General features: G+C 41.7%; 17 protein-coding genes. 9 read left to right on the top strand and 8 right to left on the bottom strand.

What is annotated here, in order from left to right:
- Window positions 1-53 precede the first annotated feature (53 nt).
- Both ilvD and E2R51_RS07395 read left to right on the top strand, forming a co-directional pair.
- A complete protein-coding gene (gene ilvD / locus E2R51_RS07400; protein ID WP_133376427.1) occupies window positions 54-1,748 on the top strand; it encodes a dihydroxy-acid dehydratase in 1,695 nt (564 codons plus the stop codon).
- 205 nt (window positions 1,749-1,953) lie between these two features.
- Entirely contained in the window at window positions 1,954-2,670 is a 717-nt protein-coding gene (locus E2R51_RS07395) for a DsbA family oxidoreductase (protein ID WP_133376426.1), read from the top strand.
- A gap of 56 nt (window positions 2,671-2,726) precedes the next feature.
- On the opposite strand, the gene E2R51_RS07390 is transcribed toward E2R51_RS07395, so the two are convergent.
- On the bottom strand, window positions 2,727-4,139 hold the full coding sequence (locus E2R51_RS07390; protein WP_133376425.1) for an alanine/glycine:cation symporter family protein: 1,413 nt from the start codon (window positions 4,137-4,139) through the stop codon (window positions 2,727-2,729).
- 329 nt (window positions 4,140-4,468) lie between these two features.
- Window positions 4,469-5,512 (bottom strand): SDR family oxidoreductase, encoded by a 1,044-nt coding sequence (locus E2R51_RS07385; protein ID WP_165967166.1) that lies wholly within the window; start codon window positions 5,510-5,512, stop codon window positions 4,469-4,471.
- 129 nt (window positions 5,513-5,641) lie between these two features.
- On the opposite strand from E2R51_RS07385, the gene E2R51_RS07380 reads away from it, so the two are divergent.
- Entirely contained in the window at window positions 5,642-6,934 is a 1,293-nt protein-coding gene (locus E2R51_RS07380; protein WP_133376423.1) for a DEAD/DEAH box helicase, read from the top strand.
- A 55-nt stretch (window positions 6,935-6,989) separates the two neighbouring features.
- Here the strand turns inward: E2R51_RS07380 and E2R51_RS19765 are convergent, their stop codons facing one another.
- Entirely contained in the window at window positions 6,990-7,163 is a 174-nt protein-coding gene (locus E2R51_RS19765; protein WP_165967165.1) for a hypothetical protein, read from the bottom strand.
- Window positions 7,164-7,413: 250 nt separating this feature from the next.
- Between E2R51_RS19765 and E2R51_RS07375 the strand changes: the two genes are divergently transcribed.
- Both E2R51_RS07375 and E2R51_RS07370 read left to right on the top strand, forming a co-directional pair.
- Window positions 7,414-8,382, top strand: a complete 969-nt coding sequence (locus E2R51_RS07375) for a class F sortase (protein ID WP_165967164.1) — start codon at window positions 7,414-7,416, stop codon at window positions 8,380-8,382.
- 231 nt (window positions 8,383-8,613) lie between these two features.
- The gene (locus tag E2R51_RS07370; RefSeq protein WP_133376421.1) at window positions 8,614-9,558 is read left to right on the top strand and encodes an aminoglycoside phosphotransferase family protein; all 945 of its coding nucleotides are present in this window, start codon (window positions 8,614-8,616) and stop codon (window positions 9,556-9,558) included.
- Between the two features lie 120 nt (window positions 9,559-9,678).
- Here the strand turns inward: E2R51_RS07370 and E2R51_RS07365 are convergent, their stop codons facing one another.
- The 3 genes from E2R51_RS07365 to E2R51_RS07355 all read right to left on the bottom strand — a co-directional run bounded on the left by E2R51_RS07365 (window position 9,679) and on the right by E2R51_RS07355 (window position 14,664).
- Window positions 9,679-12,759 carry an efflux RND transporter permease subunit gene (locus E2R51_RS07365; RefSeq protein ID WP_133376420.1) on the bottom strand — a complete coding sequence of 1,027 codons (3,081 nt, stop codon included), beginning with the start codon at window positions 12,757-12,759 and terminating at the stop codon, window positions 9,679-9,681.
- 716 nt (window positions 12,760-13,475) lie between these two features.
- Entirely contained in the window at window positions 13,476-14,228 is a 753-nt protein-coding gene (locus E2R51_RS07360; protein ID WP_133376419.1) for an HAD family hydrolase, read from the bottom strand.
- Window positions 14,229-14,346: 118 nt separating this feature from the next.
- Window positions 14,347-14,664, bottom strand: a complete 318-nt coding sequence (locus E2R51_RS07355) for a thioredoxin family protein (RefSeq protein ID WP_133376418.1) — start codon at window positions 14,662-14,664, stop codon at window positions 14,347-14,349.
- A 327-nt stretch (window positions 14,665-14,991) separates the two neighbouring features.
- On the opposite strand from E2R51_RS07355, the gene E2R51_RS07350 reads away from it, so the two are divergent.
- Together E2R51_RS07350 and E2R51_RS07345 are read left to right on the top strand one after the other, a co-directional pair.
- Entirely contained in the window at window positions 14,992-15,813 is an 822-nt protein-coding gene (locus E2R51_RS07350; protein WP_133376417.1) for an ABC transporter ATP-binding protein, read from the top strand.
- Between the two features lie 117 nt (window positions 15,814-15,930).
- Window positions 15,931-16,188, top strand: a complete 258-nt coding sequence (locus tag E2R51_RS07345; protein WP_133376416.1) for a DUF2573 family protein — start codon at window positions 15,931-15,933, stop codon at window positions 16,186-16,188.
- A gap of 59 nt (window positions 16,189-16,247) precedes the next feature.
- Here E2R51_RS07345 and E2R51_RS07340 read toward each other — a convergent pair whose 3' ends face one another.
- Both E2R51_RS07340 and E2R51_RS07335 read right to left on the bottom strand, forming a co-directional pair.
- Window positions 16,248-16,565, bottom strand: coding sequence for a spore coat protein (locus tag E2R51_RS07340; protein WP_133376415.1), 318 nt, complete (start codon window positions 16,563-16,565; stop codon window positions 16,248-16,250).
- A 20-nt stretch (window positions 16,566-16,585) separates the two neighbouring features.
- Window positions 16,586-16,813, bottom strand: coding sequence for a hypothetical protein (locus E2R51_RS07335; RefSeq protein WP_133376414.1), 228 nt, complete (start codon window positions 16,811-16,813; stop codon window positions 16,586-16,588).
- A gap of 184 nt (window positions 16,814-16,997) precedes the next feature.
- Here E2R51_RS07335 and E2R51_RS07330 point away from each other — a divergent pair, with 184 nt between their 5' ends.
- Window positions 16,998-17,915, top strand: coding sequence for a proline dehydrogenase family protein (locus tag E2R51_RS07330; RefSeq protein ID WP_133376413.1), 918 nt, complete (start codon window positions 16,998-17,000; stop codon window positions 17,913-17,915).
- A gap of 208 nt (window positions 17,916-18,123) precedes the next feature.
- Window positions 18,124-20,505 carry a 3-hydroxyacyl-CoA dehydrogenase/enoyl-CoA hydratase family protein gene (locus tag E2R51_RS07325; protein ID WP_255509742.1) on the top strand — a complete coding sequence of 794 codons (2,382 nt, stop codon included), beginning with the start codon at window positions 18,124-18,126 and terminating at the stop codon, window positions 20,503-20,505.
- Window positions 20,506-20,536: the final 31 nt, after the last annotated feature.

The following is a 20,536-nucleotide window of genomic DNA, read 5'->3' as shown; positions in this document are numbered from 1 at the left end:
GTCTCGATTTACCTAAATCGTCTGACAATAGAAGTGTTGAAAGGATGAGGGCGATGGAAAGCAAGAAAGATTTGCGTATTCGCAGCAAAGTGATCAGTGAAGGTGTGAATCGGGTACCGAACCGGTCCATGCTTCGCGCAGTCGGTTTTAAGGATGAGGATTTTAAGAAGCCGATGATTGGAGTCGCCAGTACATGGAGCGAAGTGACCCCATGCAATATACATATTGATCAATTAGCCCAAAAAGCAAAAGCCGGAGCAAAAGACGGCGGCGGGGCTCCAATGATTTTTAACACAATTACGGTTTCAGATGGTATCGCTATGGGGCATGAGGGCATGTTTTATTCTCTTCCAAGCCGTGAAGTCATTGCAGACTCCATAGAGACTGTCGCTAATGCAGAGCGGCTGGACGGCATTGTCGCAATAGGCGGGTGCGATAAAACGACACCGGCATGTGTGATGGCAATCGCCCGCATGAACATTCCTTCTGTGTATGTGTATGGAGGAACGATTCAGCCAGGAAAGCTGAATGGAAAAGACATTGATATCGTGTCTTCATTTGAAGCAGTGGGACAATATCAGGAAGGTATCATCGATGATGAGCAGCTGTATAAAGTAGAATGCCATGCCTGTCCAGGTGCCGGAGCATGCGGCGGGATGTACACAGCGAATACAATGGCAGCCGCTGTTGAAGCGCTTGGCATGAGTATCCCGGGTTCTTCTTCCACTCCTGCAGTGAATGATTATAAAGAATCAGAATGCCGCCAAGCGGGTGAACTGGTTGTTAAGCTGCTTGAAAAAGAAATTTATCCTCGGGATATTATGACGAAAGAAGCATTTGAAAATGCCATAACGGTTGTGATGGTTCTTGGCGGTTCTACCAATGCCATCTTGCATCTGCTTGCGATGGCCCATTCAGCTGGGGTAGATTTATCATTGGATGATTTTGAGCGGGTTCGCCAAAACACACCTCATTTAGCTGATCTAAAGCCTAGCGGGAAATATGTCATGCAGGATTTATTTGAAGTTGGCGGTGTGCCGGCAGTAATGAAATTATTGCATGAACATGGTTTGCTTCATGGAGACTGCCTGACAGTGACTGGGAAAACAGTAGCTGAGAATCTAGCTGAAGTTTCTTCATTAAAAGAGGGGCAGTCGGTTATCCGTCCATTTGACGAACCATTTAAACCTAATGGGCCTTTGGTGGTACTTCGGGGAAATCTTGCACCAGATGGCGCTGTGGCTAAAATGTCCGGACAAAAAATCAGCCGTTTTGAAGGTCCGGCACGTGTCTATGACAGCGAGGCGGAGGCAACAAAAGCAATTGAAGATAATTTAATTAAAGAAGGCGACGTACTGGTGATTCGCCATGTTGGTCCAAAGGGCGGTCCTGGTATGCCCGAAATGCTGTCGATTACTGCAATGATTGTGGGCCGCGGATTAGGCGGAAAGGTAGCACTGATGACGGATGGACGCTTTTCAGGCGGATCACATGGATTTGTAATTGGCCATGTATCACCGGAAGCTCATACAGGCGGTCCTATTGGTCTATTGAAAGAAGGGGACATTGTTACAATTGACAGTGATACGCAGGAAATCAACTTTGCCATATCGGAAGAAGAGCTTGAACAGCGGGCAAAGGCATGGGTAAAACCAGCAGCCAAGCACAGAAATGGTGTACTGGCAAAATATGCTCACCTTGTTTCGTCCTCATCAAAAGGGGCCGTTACAGATCTTGATTTAGAATAAGCGGATGGATGCTGACCTCTCAAGCTCATTGAGAGGTCAGTTTTTTATTGCAAATATTAAATGAAGGGATTATCTATTAAATAATGATTACAGAGCAGAAGCGGCATAGAAGTGAAAAGAAAAGACAGGCAAATTTCTCGAGTTATCCCTAAACCTGTGGTTATATACTAAGTACAAGGTATTATTCTATTTAGGAGAGATGAAAATGAAGGTACAAGTCTGGTCGGATTATGTTTGTCCGTTTTGTTATATAGGAAAAAGAAAATTTGAAAATGCGTTAGCTGCCTTTGAGCATAAAGATCAGGTCGAGATAGTATACAAAAGCTTTGAATTAGATCCAGCTGCACCGCTTGATGCTTCGAAGGATATGTACGAAACTCTGGCAGGCAAATATGGCATGTCCATTGATCGTGCAAAGGAAATGACCAGGGGCGTTGCTCAGCAAGCGAAAGAAGTAGGTCTTGACTACGATTTTGATAAAATGAAGCGCACGAATACGCGGGATGCTCACCGGTTAACTCATTATGCCGCAGAGCAGGGGAAAATGGGTGAGATGACGGAGCTGCTTTTGAAAGCTTACTTTACTGAATCCCGACACATTGGGGAACATCAGACATTAATCCAGCTGGCTGAAGAAGCGGGGCTGGACCCTGCAGAAGCAGAACGCGTTCTCGGTGCTGAGGATTATAACAGCAGTGTAGAGCGGGATATTAATGAAGCATCACAAATTGGTGTAACAGGTGTTCCATTCTTTGTATTTGGCGGCAAATATGCCGTATCCGGTGCTCAGCCGCCTGAGGTATTTGCCGAAGTTTTGCACAAAGTTTGGGAAGAGCAAAACTCAGCCCCGCTTATCTATACTGGCAGCAAGGATGACAGCAGCCAGAATGACAACTGCAGCGATGGCTCCTGCAACATCTAATATCAAAAACCGCCAAACTGTTCAGACGGCAGCTTGGCGGTTTTTTCGTTATTAAATTAAGATACTTTATCGTGTTCTTTTCGGATTTCGTCCCAGCACTCTGTATTTTTGATGCCTAGCTTGCCAGGGCTGAAGGTTGGATCCAGACCTAGACCACGCTGCCGTTCGTAATCCTTAAGCGCTATAATGGCAATCTTACCTAAAAGAACAATTCCAATGATATTAATGATAGTCATCAACGCCATAAACACATCTGCCAGTGCCCAAACAAGTCCCAGTCCTGCATATGATCCAAACATAACAAGGCCCATTGTCAGGAAACGGTAGATATTTAAAGAAATTTTGCTTTTCTTAATAAATTCGATATTCGTTTCGCCGTAATAATAGCTTCCGATAATCGAGCTAAAGGCAAACATAAAGATTGCTGCTGCTACAAAAATTCCGGCCCAGTCACCGATTTGAAGAGCTAAAGAGCTTTGTAACAGCTGAATGCCTTCCAATCCTGAAGCCTGGTAATCTGTATTAACCAGGATAATAAAGGCTGTCGCCGAACACACAATCAGCGTATCAACATAAACACCAAGCGTCTGGATAAAACCCTGTTTCGCAGGGTGGCTTACATTGGCTGTAGCCGCAGCATTCGGAGCACTACCCATACCGGCTTCATTCGAGAATAATCCTCTACGGACACCTTGCATAATTGCTGCACCAATACCGCCGCCAAGCGCTTCTTCAAAGCCAAATGCATTGCTTACGATCAAGCCGAATACTGCCGGGATTTCAGAAAAATTCAATGCGATAACAACAATTGCAATCCCAACATATAGAAGAGCCATTACTGGAACAATGATGCTTGAGAAGTTTGCAATACGGTGAACCCCGCCAAATATAATTAAACCGGTTAATAATGTAACAACTCCGCCTACAACCAGACGATCAATGCCAAAAGCACTTTCAAATGCCAATGAAATCGTATTGCTTTGAACAGAGTTAAAGATCAAGCCGAAGGTTACGGCAATTAAAACCGCAAAGATGATGCCCAGCCAGCGTTTATTCAGCCCTTTTTCAATATAATAGGCCGGTCCGCCGCGGTAAGCCTGTCCATCACGAACTTTGTAAATTTGAGCGAGCGTGCTCTCAATAAAGCTTGTCGCACCCCCCAATAGTGCCACAACCCACATCCAAAACACTGCACCAGGACCGCCTATCACAATCGCAACGGCTACCCCGGCTAAATTTCCTGTACCAATTCTTGTTGCTGCTCCGATAGAAAAAGATTTAAAAGAACTAATGCTTTTCATTCCATCAACGACCACCGACTTGTCGCCCAGTACCCTGAACATTTCCTTCACATAACGAAACTGTACAAATCGGGTAGTAATCGTAAAGTAAAGCCCAGCACCTAGTAAAGCGCCAATCAAAATGTACGTCCAAAGAAAATTATTAACTGAATCAATGATTCCCTGCATTCCTACCACCTCTTCGTTTGAATTATCTGAATATTAAATAATATACACAAGGTTCAACTTGAAGTAAATAGGAGATTATAGGGAGTAAATCGCTTTCAAAATCCTGTTATAGCAATGATTAGTAAATTTTACTTAAAACCATGCAAATTATTGCACGATAATTTCCATAGACTATCTAAGTAAAATCCTGTATTTATGCCTTTTTAAACCCTTTTCCACCTAAATAATTACCATTAGATTTACGAAATAGTTTTTTGAAAAAAAAAATAAATTTTCTTTCGATTTTTAAAAACGAGCTTCTCCATGCGGGAAGCTCGTCCTTCTTTGAATCATTTAGTAAAGTAGGTTTCAATAAGCATGCGGTAGCGGACGTGGGTTAGATTAATCGGCTGCTTGCCTGCTTTAAAGAGCAATTTTTTTGTATTCGAATCTTCAAAGATGACAGTCCGCGTCAGGTAGGAATGAAACACGCTCATGGGTTCATTAATTACTTCGTCTTTTTTTGTTAATCGGCTCGAATCTTCCACAATCTCTAGCTGATCTACTCCACTGATTTCTTTTATCCATTCGACCACTTTTTTATTAGAAGGCGCTTCATTGTTGGCGATATGGTAAATGGTACTGGCTTCAGCATGAGCAACAGCGGCTGTTAAAACATCAACAACATAATTAACAGGCACCACATTATTTGACGCTTCTCCATTACTTAATAGATGAATGGTTTCATCTGCACTAATTCTGCCCCGGTCGGCAAGCTTCTTAATTAATCCCACAGCTTTTAATAAGCCATATAGTGCAAAGGTAGTGTCGGCTTCGCCTGTGTTGGAATCGCCGACAATGATGGCAGGTCTGAAAATACTAATGTTAAATTCATGTCTTTGTTCCCAAACAAGATGTTCTGCTAAGCATTTGCTCTCCTCATAGTCATTTACAAATTCCCGATCAGTGGAATGCAAGGTTTCTTCACTATAAGTATCCATTCCAAGAGTGTATGCAGTACTCACGTGGTAAAAGGAAGGAATGCTCAATTTTTTGGCAAGGCTGATTGCATGTCTGGTTCCTTCTACGTTAACAAAAAAAGTTTTATCTCTATCAGCAGGATTAAATGATAAAAAGGCAGCTGTATGATAAAGAATATCAATACGATTTGTCAGTTCAATTTGTGTTGCGGTTGCAAGGCCAAGTTCATGCTGAGTAATGTCCCCGGCAATAGGGTGTACACGGGAAGATTCCTCTTCTGAAATGTTTGCAAGGAATTGGTTTATTTTTTTCTCGCTGCGTATGATAGGATAGAGCGTATGCCCTTCATTGAGCAGGGATTTCATTAATTTTGTGCCAACAAAACCTGTGGCGCCTGTGATCATTATGTTCATGGGGATCTCCTTCAATAGCATTATTAAACTAGTATAGCAGATGATTATGTGAATCTTAAGTGAGACTTCAACAAACGAAGAGCGAAGTTCCAGTTAAATAGAGGTATAATAAAAAAAGAGGTGAAACACATGAAAGAATTTTTATCCTTAGGGATTTCAAAAGAATTAGCAAATAAATTAGAGGAACAAATGATTTTAACACCAACTCCCGTACAAGAAAAAGCGATTCCGCTTTTACTACAAAGCAAGGATGTATTAGTCCAGGCAAAAACAGGGACAGGCAAAACACTCTCTTATCTGCTGCCAATGATGCAAAAGATAGACAGCCAACAACAAACCCTTCAGGCATTGATTTTAACGCCAACAAGAGAATTAGCGATTCAAGTGACAGACGAGCTCAAGAAATTGCAGATTAGTGAAACGGAGCCATCCGTACTGTCGATATATGGAGGACAGGACTTAGATAAGCAAATTAAACGCTTATCACGCGGGGTTCAGATCGCCGTTGCCACACCGGGCAGGCTTCTCGATCATATGAGAAGAGAAACGATTGATCTTTCAACAGTCTCAAACATCGTCATTGATGAAGCGGACCAGATGTTTCAGTTTGGTTTTTTAGAAGAAGTTGAACATATCATTGAACAAACGGGCGGCGGCAAGCAAATTGGATTGTTCTCAGCTACCCTGTCCAAGGATATCCGTAAATTGGCGAAAAGACATATGACTTCTCCAGAGACTGTACAAATTCGCGATCAAGCGAGCATGGTTGAAGAAATTGAGCATTTTGTCATTGAAGTATCCGATCGGGAGAAGCTGGGGGCTTTATGTAAAACGGTGGATGAGGTAAGACCATTTTTAGGCATTATCTTTTGCCGAACAATCCGTAAAGTCAGCAAATTATATGGCGATCTGAAATCCCGCGGCTATCTGGTTGGTGAATTACATGGCGACCTGTCTCAGTCCAAACGGGAAAATGTCATGAAGCAGTTTAGAACAGCCAAGCTTCAGCTGCTTGTGGCAACTGATGTTGCTTCACGGGGAATTGATGTTGAAGGAATTACCCATGTATTTAATTACGATGTACCAGAAGATGTAGAAGGCTATATCCATCGAATCGGACGAACAGGAAGAGCGGGAGAAACGGGTGTTGCTTATACATTGGCAGCGCCAAAAGACAAAGACCTAATGAGGGATATCGAGCAGGGAATTCAATATGAAATCCCCAGAAAAACGGTCCAGGTTAATCCGGCTGATTTTGACAGACACCCAACTGGAGAAGAGACTACTTCCAACAAAGATTCCATGAGTGCAAAGGAACGCCGTGAGGACAAAATTGAAAAAAATATTAAAAGACAGCAGAGATATAAAGGCGGCCACACATCACCTAAACCTGCACAGGGCAAAAGAGGACGAAACAGATAAAAACAAAACACACAGCCGATTGCCGGCTGTGTGTTTTTTGCTTTACCCTTAGTCCTTAAGAACCTCCGGCTTTTCTTCTCGTATTCGCTACTTTTTTTGCCTGCTGGCTCTTCATTTTTTTTTCGTTTGAGTTTCCAGGGTTTTTGGCATTTGATTGCGCTTGATTTTTCTTATTTGCCAGCTGCTGTTTTACCAGATCCTGAAGGCTCACTTTCTTTTGTTCGCTCATTTTTTACTCGACTCCTTTTATATGCGGTATAAATAATTATAGAGGAAAGGAACTGGCAAAGGAAGCATGATTGTATTCTGTTACCTTTTTAATAATAAAAAAGCGGAAGAGATGAACAGCTGCTAAAATAAAAATATGAAAAAGATTAGAAAAACTGATCTAAATGTGCTCCTTTGACGTTTTCTTTTTATAGAAGATTAAAACTGTCCTAATTAAACAATACTTTTAAATGGGTGAGGTGAGAAAGTTGATGAAAAAAATATCAATAACCATAGGATTGGCATTAACCGTTTTCCTTATCAGTTATGGAGTAATCCTTGCGAACGAAAACTTTAAGGCCCAACCTGAGCCAAAGAGTACAGAGGAAAACAGCCAGTCACAGGGGGATGAAAAGCTGGGTTCTCTCACTGAAAAAATAGCAAAAAACACAGACGAAGAGTTTCCAATATTAGAGCGGGATCAGAAAAAATTCGAAGAGCTTGCTGTGGTTCAAGAGCCGGATGTTGAGCCTTTAACTCCCGTTGCACTGACGATTCCTTCATTAGACATTAATGCTGATATTATCAACGTCGGCCTGCTCGATGATGGAGCGATGGAAGTTCCTGAAAATGTAAATGAAATAGGGTGGTTCGAGCCCGGTGTTAAGCCAGGCCAAATTGGCAATGCGGTGCTTGCCGGTCATGTGGACAGCTATGAGGGGCCGGCTATCTTTTTCAATCTGCGTGATTTACAAGAAGGTGATGAAATAATCGTTACGGGAGAAAAAGGGGAAGAGCTGACTTTTGCAGTAACTTCATTGGAGTCCTATGCAACTGATGAAGCACCTATAGAAAAGATCTTTGGGACGTCCGATTCACGTAATTTAAATCTAATCACCTGCACTGGATCATTTAACCGTGATTCCGGGGAGTATCCCGATCGATTAGTAGTTTATACAGAGCTGGTTGAAGATGAACCGGAAGAGTTGGAGTACACTCCCACTCCACCTGAAAATGTTGAAATATCGGGCACACAGCTTTCCTGGCACGCAGTTCGTGACCTGGAAGTTGTTGGGTACAGAGTATATGAGGAGCTTGAAGACGGATCAAAAGATCTGATTGACAGTATCAGTTACTTTGAGCGAAAAAGCATAACTGTGGATAATGACGCCGGCTCATATTCCGTGACATCGGTTTCGGTTGATGGCAAAGAGTCAGAACATGCACAGATCAGTAATTGACAAGTAGAGCAGGATCATTTTAGTGATTTGGTTCAATGGTAAAATAAAAGAATAAGTTTACAAAAAAGAAGTCCAGTTCTCCTATGAATTGGACTTCTTTTTTAAGGTTAATTATAAATCATATTCTATATCATAAGAACTGCGAACGGTATTTATTGTTACAATGGTTAGAGTTAGATCAAAGGAACTGTTGATTTTTTTTTAGCAAATACGAATTTTTAGAGGTGTCTGATGACAAATAAAGCGAAATCAATAATATTGGATAAATTTAATATTACTGAATCAGATTTTTTAGGTTCGGGTATGGAAGCAGAGGTTTATATTTATGACGATGATAAAGTTTTGAAGTTGTATAACGCTATGTCCGATGCCGATAAGCAACAAAATCTAAAGGCATTCTATTCTGCTGTTCAATCAAACCCTTTAAACTACGAGCTTCCTTATATTTACGATGCCTTTGAAGAAAGTGGCATGTTAGTAACGATTGAAAAACGAATCAATGGCCGTAATCTGCAATGCATGTTTTCAGAAATAAATGATCAGCAACAAAATAAAATGATGGAAACCTATCTTTATGCAGCTATTGAATTGAAATCGGTTGAAGTAACATCTGCTCTTGAAGGTTTCACTTTATTTAATGATAATCAGATTTATTTACCAAAATTAAACAACTGGTATGATTTATTAAAAGAAATAATTTTTAAGAAACAAAACGAACTGGAATCTTATTTTAAAAATGATGTGGTTCATTACGATGCAAAAGTAAATCAATTAATTGAAATCCTCTCAATGGGTTACGAGGGTGAGTATTCTCTAATTCATGGAGACTTTTTTCCCGGAAATGTAATGGTTAATGATAGCGGAAAGATTACAGGGTTAATTGATTTTGGATTAATGACAATGTATGGTGACAACTTATTTGATATTGCAATCGGGTGGGTATGTTTTGATATGTATAATGAGCTAAATGCAAATATAAAGGAGAGGTATCTAAACATTATTATTTCAACTTTAGGTGAAAGCGTCAGAAAAAAATTGTATTTTTATGTTCTAATCTACAGCTTTATTTCTGCCAATTTTTATTCTCCTAATTGCGAGGATGGCCATTATCAATGGTGTGTTGATAACTTAAATAATACTTTTTATTGGAAGGGGATTAAAGAAATATTAGTTTAAACCGTTTAGTAGTAATTTGAAAAGAAAAAGTAAAAAAAGTACCGGCCCATTCCGCGAGCGACAAGTGCAGAAATGGACCGGTACAGCTATTTTAAATTGGGTTATAGCGTTTCTGAACGACTAAAATTGTCCAGATCTTTTTAATTCTTTGCCGCGTCTTCTGAATTTCAAAAACACGATGTAAAGCATTGGCACAATAACGAGTGTCAGTAAAGTAGAGAACAGAATGCCTGAAATAATCGTTACAGCCAGAGGTGTGAACAGAGCATCACCGCTCACAGCTACTGGAATTAATGCCACAATAGAAGTAAAGGCAGTAAGCAGGATTGGCCGGATTCGCACTCGGCCGGATTCAATTACTGCGTCTTTTACTTTCATGCCATCACGGAGACCCTGTTCGATAAAGTCAATCAGCACAACTGAATTTCGAACGACGATTCCGGTTAGGGAGACCATCCCCATCACAGCTAAGAAACTGATTGGCGTTTGGGTAACAAAGAGTCCGAGAATTGCTCCTGCAATTGCCAAATAGACAGCCACGAGCACTAATAAAGGCAGTGACAAAGAGTTAAATTGGAAGGCAATCAATACATATACTAAGAAAATGACTATGGTGAACAAAATAATTATTTCTGAGAAGAAATCATCTTGAGCTTCATTTTCTCCGCCGATTGTAAGGCTGTAATCACTGTCTGTCAGATCGCCGCGGACTGTTTCAACAATATCCGTTACTTTTGCTTCAAGATCTTCCACTTCCCCAGGGAATGCGCGAATCGTAATGGCACGCTCTCCGTCCTCATGAGGAATTCGTTGAAGCTGGGTTGTTTCTTCAGCAGTTACTAATTCATCCAGCGAAACGAGAGAAGGAGGACCTTCGGTTTGAGTTTGCGCCGGCAGTTCAATTTCAGCCAGATCAATCTCCTCACCCTGATCGACCGGATCGACAAGAAGCTTCATATCACGTTCGGTTACTCCGTCATCAAAGCTTGCCATTGGAATTCCTTCTGTGATTAATCGAATTTGCTGGCTGACTTCCTGAATCGTCAGACCATTCTCATTTAATGCGTCACGATCAGGCACATAAGAAATCGTCGGCTCTTCTTCCCCGATGTTATCAAGCACCAGATCGACGCCCAATGCATCAATCTCATCCATCACAGTGTCGCGAAGTGAAATTAACTGGGTTAATTCCGGTCCTGTAACAGTTACGGTTACGGGTGCTCCTGCCGGCGGCCCCTGCTGGATTGTTTCCATGAAAATAATAGCATCTGGATATTGAGCTCTGAGGTCTTCAGTCCACTCATCGATGAGTCCTTGTGCGGTCTGGTTTTCACGGTCAACCCGTGCAACAATCTGACCTGTGTAGTCCCCGGTTGTATCAAGTGAGCTGTTAAATAAATTCGGCAGCCCGGTGCCGGCAAAAATGGAAGTTTCTGATACACCTTCATCCTGCTGAAGAGTTGATTCAATCTCTTCCAGCGTAGACTGTGTTTCTTCAAGCGGTGTGCCAATAGGCAGTGTGACGTCAACCGTGACTTCTTCACGATCTGCAGCCGGGAAAAATTCAAATGGCGTCAGCACGACCAGTCCAAATAAAGCGGTCGTAATAACCAAACCGATTAAAGCAGTCCAAAAAGGTTTTTTAGATGTTTTAACAAGAATTTTATCAGCGTAAAAATCAGCGATCCAATTTAACGGTTTCCCAAGAAGACCTGGAGAATTTGATATTTTTTTATTTGATGCTTTATAAAAGCTGAAACGCATCATCGGAACAAATAACAGAGCCACGATCGTAGAAGCAAGGATCGTTGTAATTAATACCGTAGGCAGCGCCCGAATAAATGCCCCATTTCCTCCTGATAAAAAGACAAGAGGTAAAAATGTAAAAACAATCGCTAAAGAAGAGGTGATAATGGAGACCCACACTTCTTTTACTCCAGTGATTACTCCCGCTAAGGGTTTGTCACCAAGTTTAAATCTTCGTTGAATATTATCATTTACCACAATCGAGTCATCAACGAGAATACCCAGTGCAATGATTACACCGATAACGGAAATCTGATTTAGATCTACTTCTGCAAAAGGCAGAGGAATAATTCCGATCAATACAGAGAGCGGCACCGCGATAGCGACAACAATTGCTCCGCCAATTGTTAAGCCAAGAGCACTTGTAACAATTACGGCCAGCACAGCGATAGCCAGTGAAAGATAGAGTCCATCAAAAATATCATTTACCAAATTTGCCTGAGAATAATAAGGAACAAGCTCAATTGAGTCAGGCAGTGTATCTTCCAGTTCTTTCATTTTAGATACTACCGCTTCATCTACGCTTGGAATATCCTGTCCCTCATCCAAATAAGCAGTAAAAGAAACAGCGGGAGCACCTTCATAGGTGATTAAGTCCTCCGTTTTTTTTGGAGCCAGCTCAACTGTTCCAACCTCAGATATGGTTACAGGCTCTCCTTCAGGGGATTGGCCAACAACCACGTTTTCCATTTCTTCAACTTCTTCGTAGGATTCAATCTGAAGCTGATAAATGGTTCCTTCACTCTCTTGTTTTCCAAGAGGGACGGAATTGAATTCATTTTCAAATGCTGTTAATACATCAGGCACTGCAAGTCCGTTTTGGCCTAATTCTTCTGAATCAATTGTAAGGATGATTTCGGTTGGCTGAACACCTTTGACTGTCGTGCTTGAGACACCGGGGATCGCCGAGATTTCCTCATCCCATGTCTGCATGAGCGGTTCAAGATCTTCAAATGCTTCCGGGCTGTCACTTGTAAGCATATAAGATACAATCGGAAAATTGCCTTCAGCTTCTTTTACGGCCGGTGCAATTACTTCATCTGGAAATGAAGAAGCAGCGTCTGATACCTGCTGCTGGATAGAGGATGTAACTTCTTCCATATTAGCACCGTCTTCAACCGCGACGATAACGGATGAAAACCCCGCTGCTGACGATGAAGAAATTTCTTCGATTCCTTCAACAGAAGCCAGATTTTTTTCTATAGGATTGGTTACTGTCCGTTCCACAATATCAGGTGTGGCTCCGGGGTAGACTGTTGAGACAGAAGTAATATTAATAGCCGTCTCTGGAATTTCCCGTTGGGGCAATTGTAAAAAGACCATAACTCCAACTACTATACATAAAACAAATAACACCATAAATATCTTTGTTCGCTTCAAAATCCATTTAAACATTATACAGCCTCCCTTAATCATTTAGCCTGCTTTCGACACGATGCCGCTATGCAAAAGCAAGTCGATTTTTCCTTTGTATCAAACACATAATATGAGTTCGTTCAGTCTTATTCTTGCGGTTTTCGACAGTTGTGTCAAGAATTAATGTTTTTGTATGTGTTGGGAACGCAGATTTTTATAAATGCAGGATAATCAGCTGCTATGAGATGGGCGAAGAGGAAGGGGGGAGAAGCTTCATTCGAGGGTTCTGCATCTAACACAAACTTGTTCTGGCAAATCCTCAGCCAGCGAACTAAAGCCTTCACTTTGTCCGCAATTTTGGAGAGTTTCGAAAGGTTCTACAGCTTAGCTTAAGAGTTCTACATCTCAATTTGGTAGTTCTACACTTCAACACCAGAGTTCTACACCTCAGCGCAGAACTTCTACTTCTTACTCAAGTCATTCCCATTATCTGAGGTAGTAACGATTATTATTGACTTAAAAATGGATTTTTAAAGAGGCTGGGACATAACTCGGAAAGTTATGTGAATTTTAATAGCAAAGATGAGGTGAACGGAGCGGAAGCGGCGACTCCTGCAGGATTTGACGAGGCTTAAGACCACGCAAGGCAAAGCCTGATGAGGCTCAATCGAAGTCCCTGCGGAAAGCGTCCGTCTGAAGTGCAGTGAACCGGATAGAAAAGGCTGAGACACATTTGTCCCAGCCTTGAGGTATGGTTAATCCCAATCCACTTTAATTTTTGATAAAGAAGGAATGAGGTAATCGGATGTATCATTTAACGTTTTTCGCATGTCTTCATGTTCATGAACCGAAACACTTTTACAGCCGGCGGATCTTGCCATCATGGAATCAACGATGCTATCGCCGATCATAAGCAGCTCACCCGGTGGTATGGTAAAGTTTCGGCAGACTTTTTGCAGCATATCAGGTGATGGCTTGCCGTTTTTAACATCAGCCGGGGTAACGATAAAATCAACTTTATGCTGAAAGCCCAAAAGCTTCAAGCATTCAACAGTGCGGTCGTGCTGATCGGAAGTCACGATCCCGATTACATAACCTGCCTCTTTAAGTGCTTCAAGCAGTTCAACAGCGCCAGGCATTGGATGAAATGCCTTTTTTATATCTAAGGCAGCGTTGCTTTCCTCAAGTAATTTTGTTGCCAGTGCAAGGCTGGTAACCCATGGATTTTTGGTTAGCTGGTATAAAAGAGCGGTAATCGCAATTTTTTCTTCCTGCTCTCCGGCAATGGCCAATAACCCATGATGGTCAACCGTATCTCCTTCCACACCCATCATCTGATCCCATGTCCCGCTATGCTCAGGACCGGCTATTTTTATGAACCGCTTTTTCCTTTCCTCATTCAGCGCCAGCCAAAAAGGTTCAGCTTGAAAAAGTGTTCCATCTTTATCAAAAGCTATGACAGAAGCTGACATGACTTCATCATTAATTTTAATTGTTCTCGTTTTCAACTTATCTCACTCCATTCACGTTCAATAATAACGTTATGCTCGTATAAAAGGTAATGAAAAATCTATTATCAACCGAGTTTAACAGAGGTTTATAATTAAAAACGGCCGCTTGGGCCGTTTACTTTTGTTCTTCTAAAAATGCTGTCACTTGCTCAGGAGATTTGGCATTTGCGGAGTGAAGATGTGCCTTTTTTTGTCCGTCCTGAAAGATAAGCAGGCTGGGTATTCCCATTACATCATGATTTTCTGCAATCTCAGGGAGCTCATCTTTATTGAGTTCATACCATTTGTACTGATTATTGTCTGCAATAATTTCATCAATAAACATATCCATTCTGCGGCAGTCTGGACACCAGTCTGCTGTAAACTTAACAATCACCGGCTCACTGCCCTGTACTAATTCATTAAACGTTTCTTTATTTTTTATTCCCTGCATGTTCATCCCTCCCATTAATTGATCATAATCGTTTTAATGAAAAAGCGCAAAAAACATGAATTGTTTTTTGAAGTTGTCTTTAGTAAACATGGCTGTTAAATTCTGCAGGATCTAAAGCTGTGCAGTCGGTTAGATGTCCGTGTCTTCATCACAAAAATGTGACACTTTCAAAAAACTGCTGATAATGATTCTCAAATTCATTGACGGATGACTGTTTGTACTCTAGACTAAAAATAGAAAACAAACCGTAACCAGTCGTCCGATTTGCGAAGGAACATCCGATGAAAGCTGCTGCTTTTGAGGAGAGACAAAGGAGAATTTCAGGGTATGCTTAAGACTAATACGTTAACGCTCGGATATGGAGATTCCATTATTATAGAAGAATTAGACCTGTCAATTCCAAAAGGGGAAATTTCTGTTTTAATTGGCGGGAATGGCTGTGGAAAATCAACATTGCTTCGTTCGATGGCTCGTTTGCTGAAACCCCAAAATGGGGAAGTTATGCTGAATGGTAAGGAAATTAACCGTTATTCCACTCGCAAAGTAGCGCAGGAAATGGCTATTTTACCTCAGTCTCCGACAGCACCTGAAGGATTAACCGTCCTTCAGCTGGTAAAACAGGGCAGATATCCATATCAGGGCTTCCTTCAGCAATGGTCCAAAGATGATGAAGAGAGCGTACAGCGTGCGCTTAAAGCAACCCGCATGGAAGAGCTTCAGGATCGTTTTGTAGATGAATTGTCCGGGGGACAGCGCCAGCGGGCATGGATTGCCATGACGCTTGCACAGGACACAGATATCATTTTGCTTGATGAGCCGACAACATACTTGGATATGACGCATCAAATAGAGATTTTAGATTTGCTTTTTGAATTAAATGAACAGGAAAACCGTACGATTGTAATGGTGCTGCATGACTTAAATCTGGCCTGCCGGTATGCTCATAACCTTATTGCTGTAAAAGACCGCACGGTTTACAAACAAGGAAAACCGGAAGAAGTCATCAGCTGTGACATGGTCAGACATGTATTTGAAATGCATTGCCAGGTTACTACAGATCCCCTTTTCGGGACTCCGCTCTGCATTCCTCACGGCAAAGGACGATGCATTGTCCAGCAGACCAATGTTGCCGCAGCAGCAGGTCAATAATTCAGTAAAACCGTCTGAAGTAGGCGGTTTTTATTTTTATCGCCTTTTTTAAGTGTATACATTTTTTGTGATAGGGTCATGTTTCAATATAAGGTGTAAAGAGAGGTGGAGAGCTAGATGGAAACGAAGGAATTGAGTGATCAGCTGAAAGCGATGGTTGATAAATATTCAGAACTGCTCATAGGTGACGGGTCGGAGGAATCGGTTGAAAAGGTTACGCAGTGGATTCTTTACAATCATATTGCCAAACAAATGCCTGCTCTCGCAAAACACTGGAATTCACTTTACCCTGAGGGAAAAGAAGAAATGAAGAAAGTAGTGCTTGATATTCAAAAGAAAAATAAAGAATTGAAAGCTAAGGATACGAATGAATAAAATTTTCAATAAGAAAAGCCGGCTGCTCGCCGGCTCTTTTTTTATAATATTTGCTAATTTTAATGAACTGGAAGCTTGGAACTATCGCTTTTGGCTTTTTGAGCATTTTGCTGAAGAGTTGCAGGTGCCTCCGGCGTCGGGTTATACCAGCCCTGCTGTTTCATGACTTCATATAGTGAATGCTGCTGAGATTGTGTTTCTTTACAAATGGTTGACAGGATATCGAATAACGGCTGAGTGCTTGCCTCATTTAATGCAGTGGCATAACTTACGCCTAAATGTTTTTCTAGAATAAGAACATCTGTCGCCCAGTCCTGTTCGGTCATCATCGCAGGGGTCTGCATGCCTCCGCTTGTTTGAGTCGTAGATTGCTGCATAATGTTTTCCTCCTTAGTCGTTATTGCATTTGTCCTGCTGATTGAGTAGCAGATGCTGAAGATAGGTAATTGCTGATTGTTTCGTAGTGCTTCGTATGCATTTGGCACGCTTTTTCCATCGCTGCTTTTACTTCAGGGGTTTGGCAGTTGGTAGCTGCAAAATGAATTTTTTTGGCAGCAAGTAAATTCCAAGCCAGGATATCTTCAATGTAAAGTGAATCTTTTGTTGAGATAGATTGATTTTGCATAAGTATTGGACCTCCTTTAATAGTCACTATTACGTTCTCCAAAACGTTTTAAAATATACGCGGGATATTATATTCAAATCTTTTCACTAATGATAGAATAAGGTAGATTCGTGCAACGATTTTTTATTTTCAAAAAATAGAGAACGCTTGCAGGATGACTTTTAGATTCAGGGGGTTTAACATCATGGAACGAGTGATGCGTGATTTCTTTTTGTTCCTTTCTAAAAACAAGCCAATGACAAAGGTGGCTAAACAATACGGTCTGCGTTTTGGCGCTGCACGATTTGTAGCGGGTGAAACCGTCGAACAGGCAGTGCAGTCGATTCAGCTATTAAACAAAGAGGGTCTTTGCGTCACACTTGACTGTCTTGGGGAATTTGTGGATAACGAAAAAGAGGCCGGCGAGATGACTGCCCTTTGCATTGAGGCCGTTCAGGCAATCGGTTCTCATAAACTTGATTCACAGCTGTCTCTTAAGCTGACATCAATGGGGCTTGATTTATCGAAGGAAGTTGTTTTGGAAAACATGCGGAGAATTATGGACGCTGCTGTCGAAAATAACGTTTTTGTCACGATTGATATGGAGGATTACGAACGCTGTCAGCCTACACTTGATGTATTCAAACAGCTGAAATCGGAATATGATAACATCGGGACAGTAATTCAGGCATATCTATATCGTACAGAAGGCGATATCAAATCGCTTAACGATTATTCTCCCAACTTACGCCTGGTAAAAGGAGCATATAAAGAATCCTCTGAAGTCGCGTTTCCTGAAAAGCAGCAGGTGGATCAAAACTTCAGGGACATTATTAAGCTGCATTTACTTAATGGAAATTATACAGCGATTGCAACACATGATGATGCGATTATTAATTATACAAAAGAGCTGGTGAAAGAACATAATATATCCAATGAGCAATTTGAATTTCAAATGCTTTATGGCATCAGAGAAGAGCGCCAGCGTGAACTTCATAAAGAAGGCTACAAAATGCGTGTGTATATGCCATTTGGAACTGACTGGTACGGCTACTTTATGCGCAGACTTGCTGAGAGACCCGCGAATGTGGCGTTTGTGGCAAAAGGCATTATTAATCGATAGTGAGCAGGGGAATGATCGGCTGATCGTGTCAGCCGGTTATTTTTTGAAAATTTAGGTTTCTCTTATTGCGAAATGATGGAAAATCAATTATCATAAAAGAGTAAAGAGTGACGTATATTTTTTTATCTGAAAAATGAATGAGTGTTCATTCAAAAATCGACAACTGAGCAGTCTCATTCATTTATTATGTTTTAAGGAGGAATCTGGTTTGGTCAGACACATTCAGAAAGCGGCAGTTATAGGATCTGGTGTAATGGGATCAGGAATTGCAGCTCACTTAGCGAATATTGGTATTCCCTCATTGCTTCTTGATATCGTTCCAAACTCACTGACAGAACAGGAACAGGCAAAGGGGTTAACATTAAACGACCGGGCGGTACGCAACCGCATGAGTGAAAGTGCCATCAGCAAACTTTTTAAGCAAAAGCCGGCACCTCTATCTGCCAAAGATCATGCGATGCTGATTGAGGCTGGAAATCTTGAGGACGATCTTTCCCGTTTAAGCGAAGCGGACTGGATCATTGAAGTGGTCGTTGAAAATCTGGACGTGAAGAAAAAGGTTTTTGAACAAGTAGAAAAGCACCGTAAAGCGGGAAGTGTTATCAGTTCAAATACATCGGGTATTTCCATAGAAGCAATGGTTGAAGGACGATCTGAGGATTTTAAAAAGCATTTTCTAGGCACGCATTTTTTTAATCCGCCTCGGTACCTTAAGCTTCTGGAGGTTATTCCAACCCAGCATACAGATCCTGATCTTCTTACATTTATGAAAGAATTTGGAGAAAATGTTCTTGGCAAGGGGGTCGTCCTTGCTAAGGATACACCTAATTTTATTGCTAACCGGATCGGAACCTATGGCTTGTTGGTAACGGTGCAGGAGATGCTGAAGCGGAACTACACGGTCGGGGAAGTGGACTCTGTGACAGGACCCCTGATTGGACGCCCAAAAAGTGCAACGTTCCGCACATTGGATGTGGTGGGGCTCGATACGTTTATTCATGTCGCAAAAAATGTATATGATCAGGTTGATGGAGAAGAGAAAGCGGTTTTTGATGTTCCTGAATTTATGCTTCAAATGCGTGACAAAGGCTGGCTGGGAAGCAAATCCGGACAGGGTTTTTTCCGCAAAGATGGAAAACAGATTGCAGAAATTAATCCTTCCACTCTCGAATACCAGGAACGAAGCAAATTACGTGCACCATCTATTGATATGGCGAAGCAGGAAAAAGGACTTGCAAATAAAATGAAAGCGCTTATTTATTCGAAAGACCGTGCCGGTGAACTGCTATGGTCCATTTTGTCTCCAACGCTTCTATACTCTGCTCAGCTTCATGGTGAAATTGCAGACGATATTACATCGATTGACAAAGCGATGAAGTGGGGATTTGGCTGGGAGATGGGCCCGTTTGAAACATGGGATGCCATAGGGGTTGAACGCGCTGCTGCAAAACTGAAAGAAGATGGTGCCACTATTCCGGCGTGGGTTGAACAAATGCTGGAAAGCGGTCATAAGACTTTTTATAAAGAAGAAGACGGAGACTTATATGTTTATCACAATGGAACCTATCAGCTGGTTGAAGAAAACGAGAAGTCCATTAATTTAAAGCGCTGGAAAAAGAAAAATGGCGTCATTAAGAAAAATACGGGAGCAAGTTTAATTGATTTAGGTGATGGAGTAGCATTGCTTGAATTCCACTCCCCAAGCAATGCGATTGGCATGGATATTATACAAATGGTGAATTTTGCTGTGGAGGAAGTATCCAAAAACTATAAAGGCCTGGTAATTGGAAACCAGGGAAAAAACTTTTGTGTCGGTGCCAATCTTGCCATGATTTTAATGGAAGCGCAGGATGATAATGTTTTTGAAATTGAAATGGTCGTAAAACAGTTCCAGCAGGCGATGATGCGCTTGAAATACAGTTCCTTCCCGGTCGTTGCCGCTCCTTTTGGTATGACCCTTGGCGGAGGTGCCGAAGTGTGCCTGCCAGCTGATTATATCCAGGCTTCCCCGGAAACGTATATGGGTCTGGTTGAAGTGGGAGTAGGCTTAATTCCAGGCGGTGGAGGAAATAAAGAGCTGTACTTAAACTTCTACAACAGTTTGCCAAAAGGCGTGGACTTTGATTTGCAAAAAGTGGCAAATAAGGTGTTTGAGACAATTGCAATGGCTAAAGTATCGACGTCAGGAGCGGAAGCCAGAGACAATCACTTCTTAACGCAGGCAGATGGTATTAGCGCCAATGGCGATCATTTAATTTATGATGCCAAGCAAACCGTGTTACACCTGGCTGAAAATTATGCGGCTCCAATTAAACGGAAAGTTCCGGTTGTAGGTGAAACCGGGTATGCGACATTGCTATTAGGGGCGCAGTCGATGTATCATTCAGGATTTATTTCTGATCATGATTTAAAGATTGCTAAAAAGCTAGCTTACGTGATAGCTGGAGGCAAGGTGCCTTTTGGAACCGAAGTGGACGAAGAATATCTGCTTAAGCTTGAGAGAGAGGCCTTCCTGAGCTTAATCCAGGAACCTAAGTCTCAAATGAGAATGCAGCATATGCTTGTTAAAGGAAAACCGCTGCGCAACTGATGGTTGCAAACAACTATTTAAAAGGGGGAGC

This window comes from Jeotgalibacillus sp. S-D1 (assembly GCF_004358665.1).
Classification (GTDB): Bacteria; Bacillota; Bacilli; order Bacillales; family Jeotgalibacillaceae; genus Jeotgalibacillus.
This window is presented reverse-complemented; position numbering and strand designations above follow the sequence as displayed.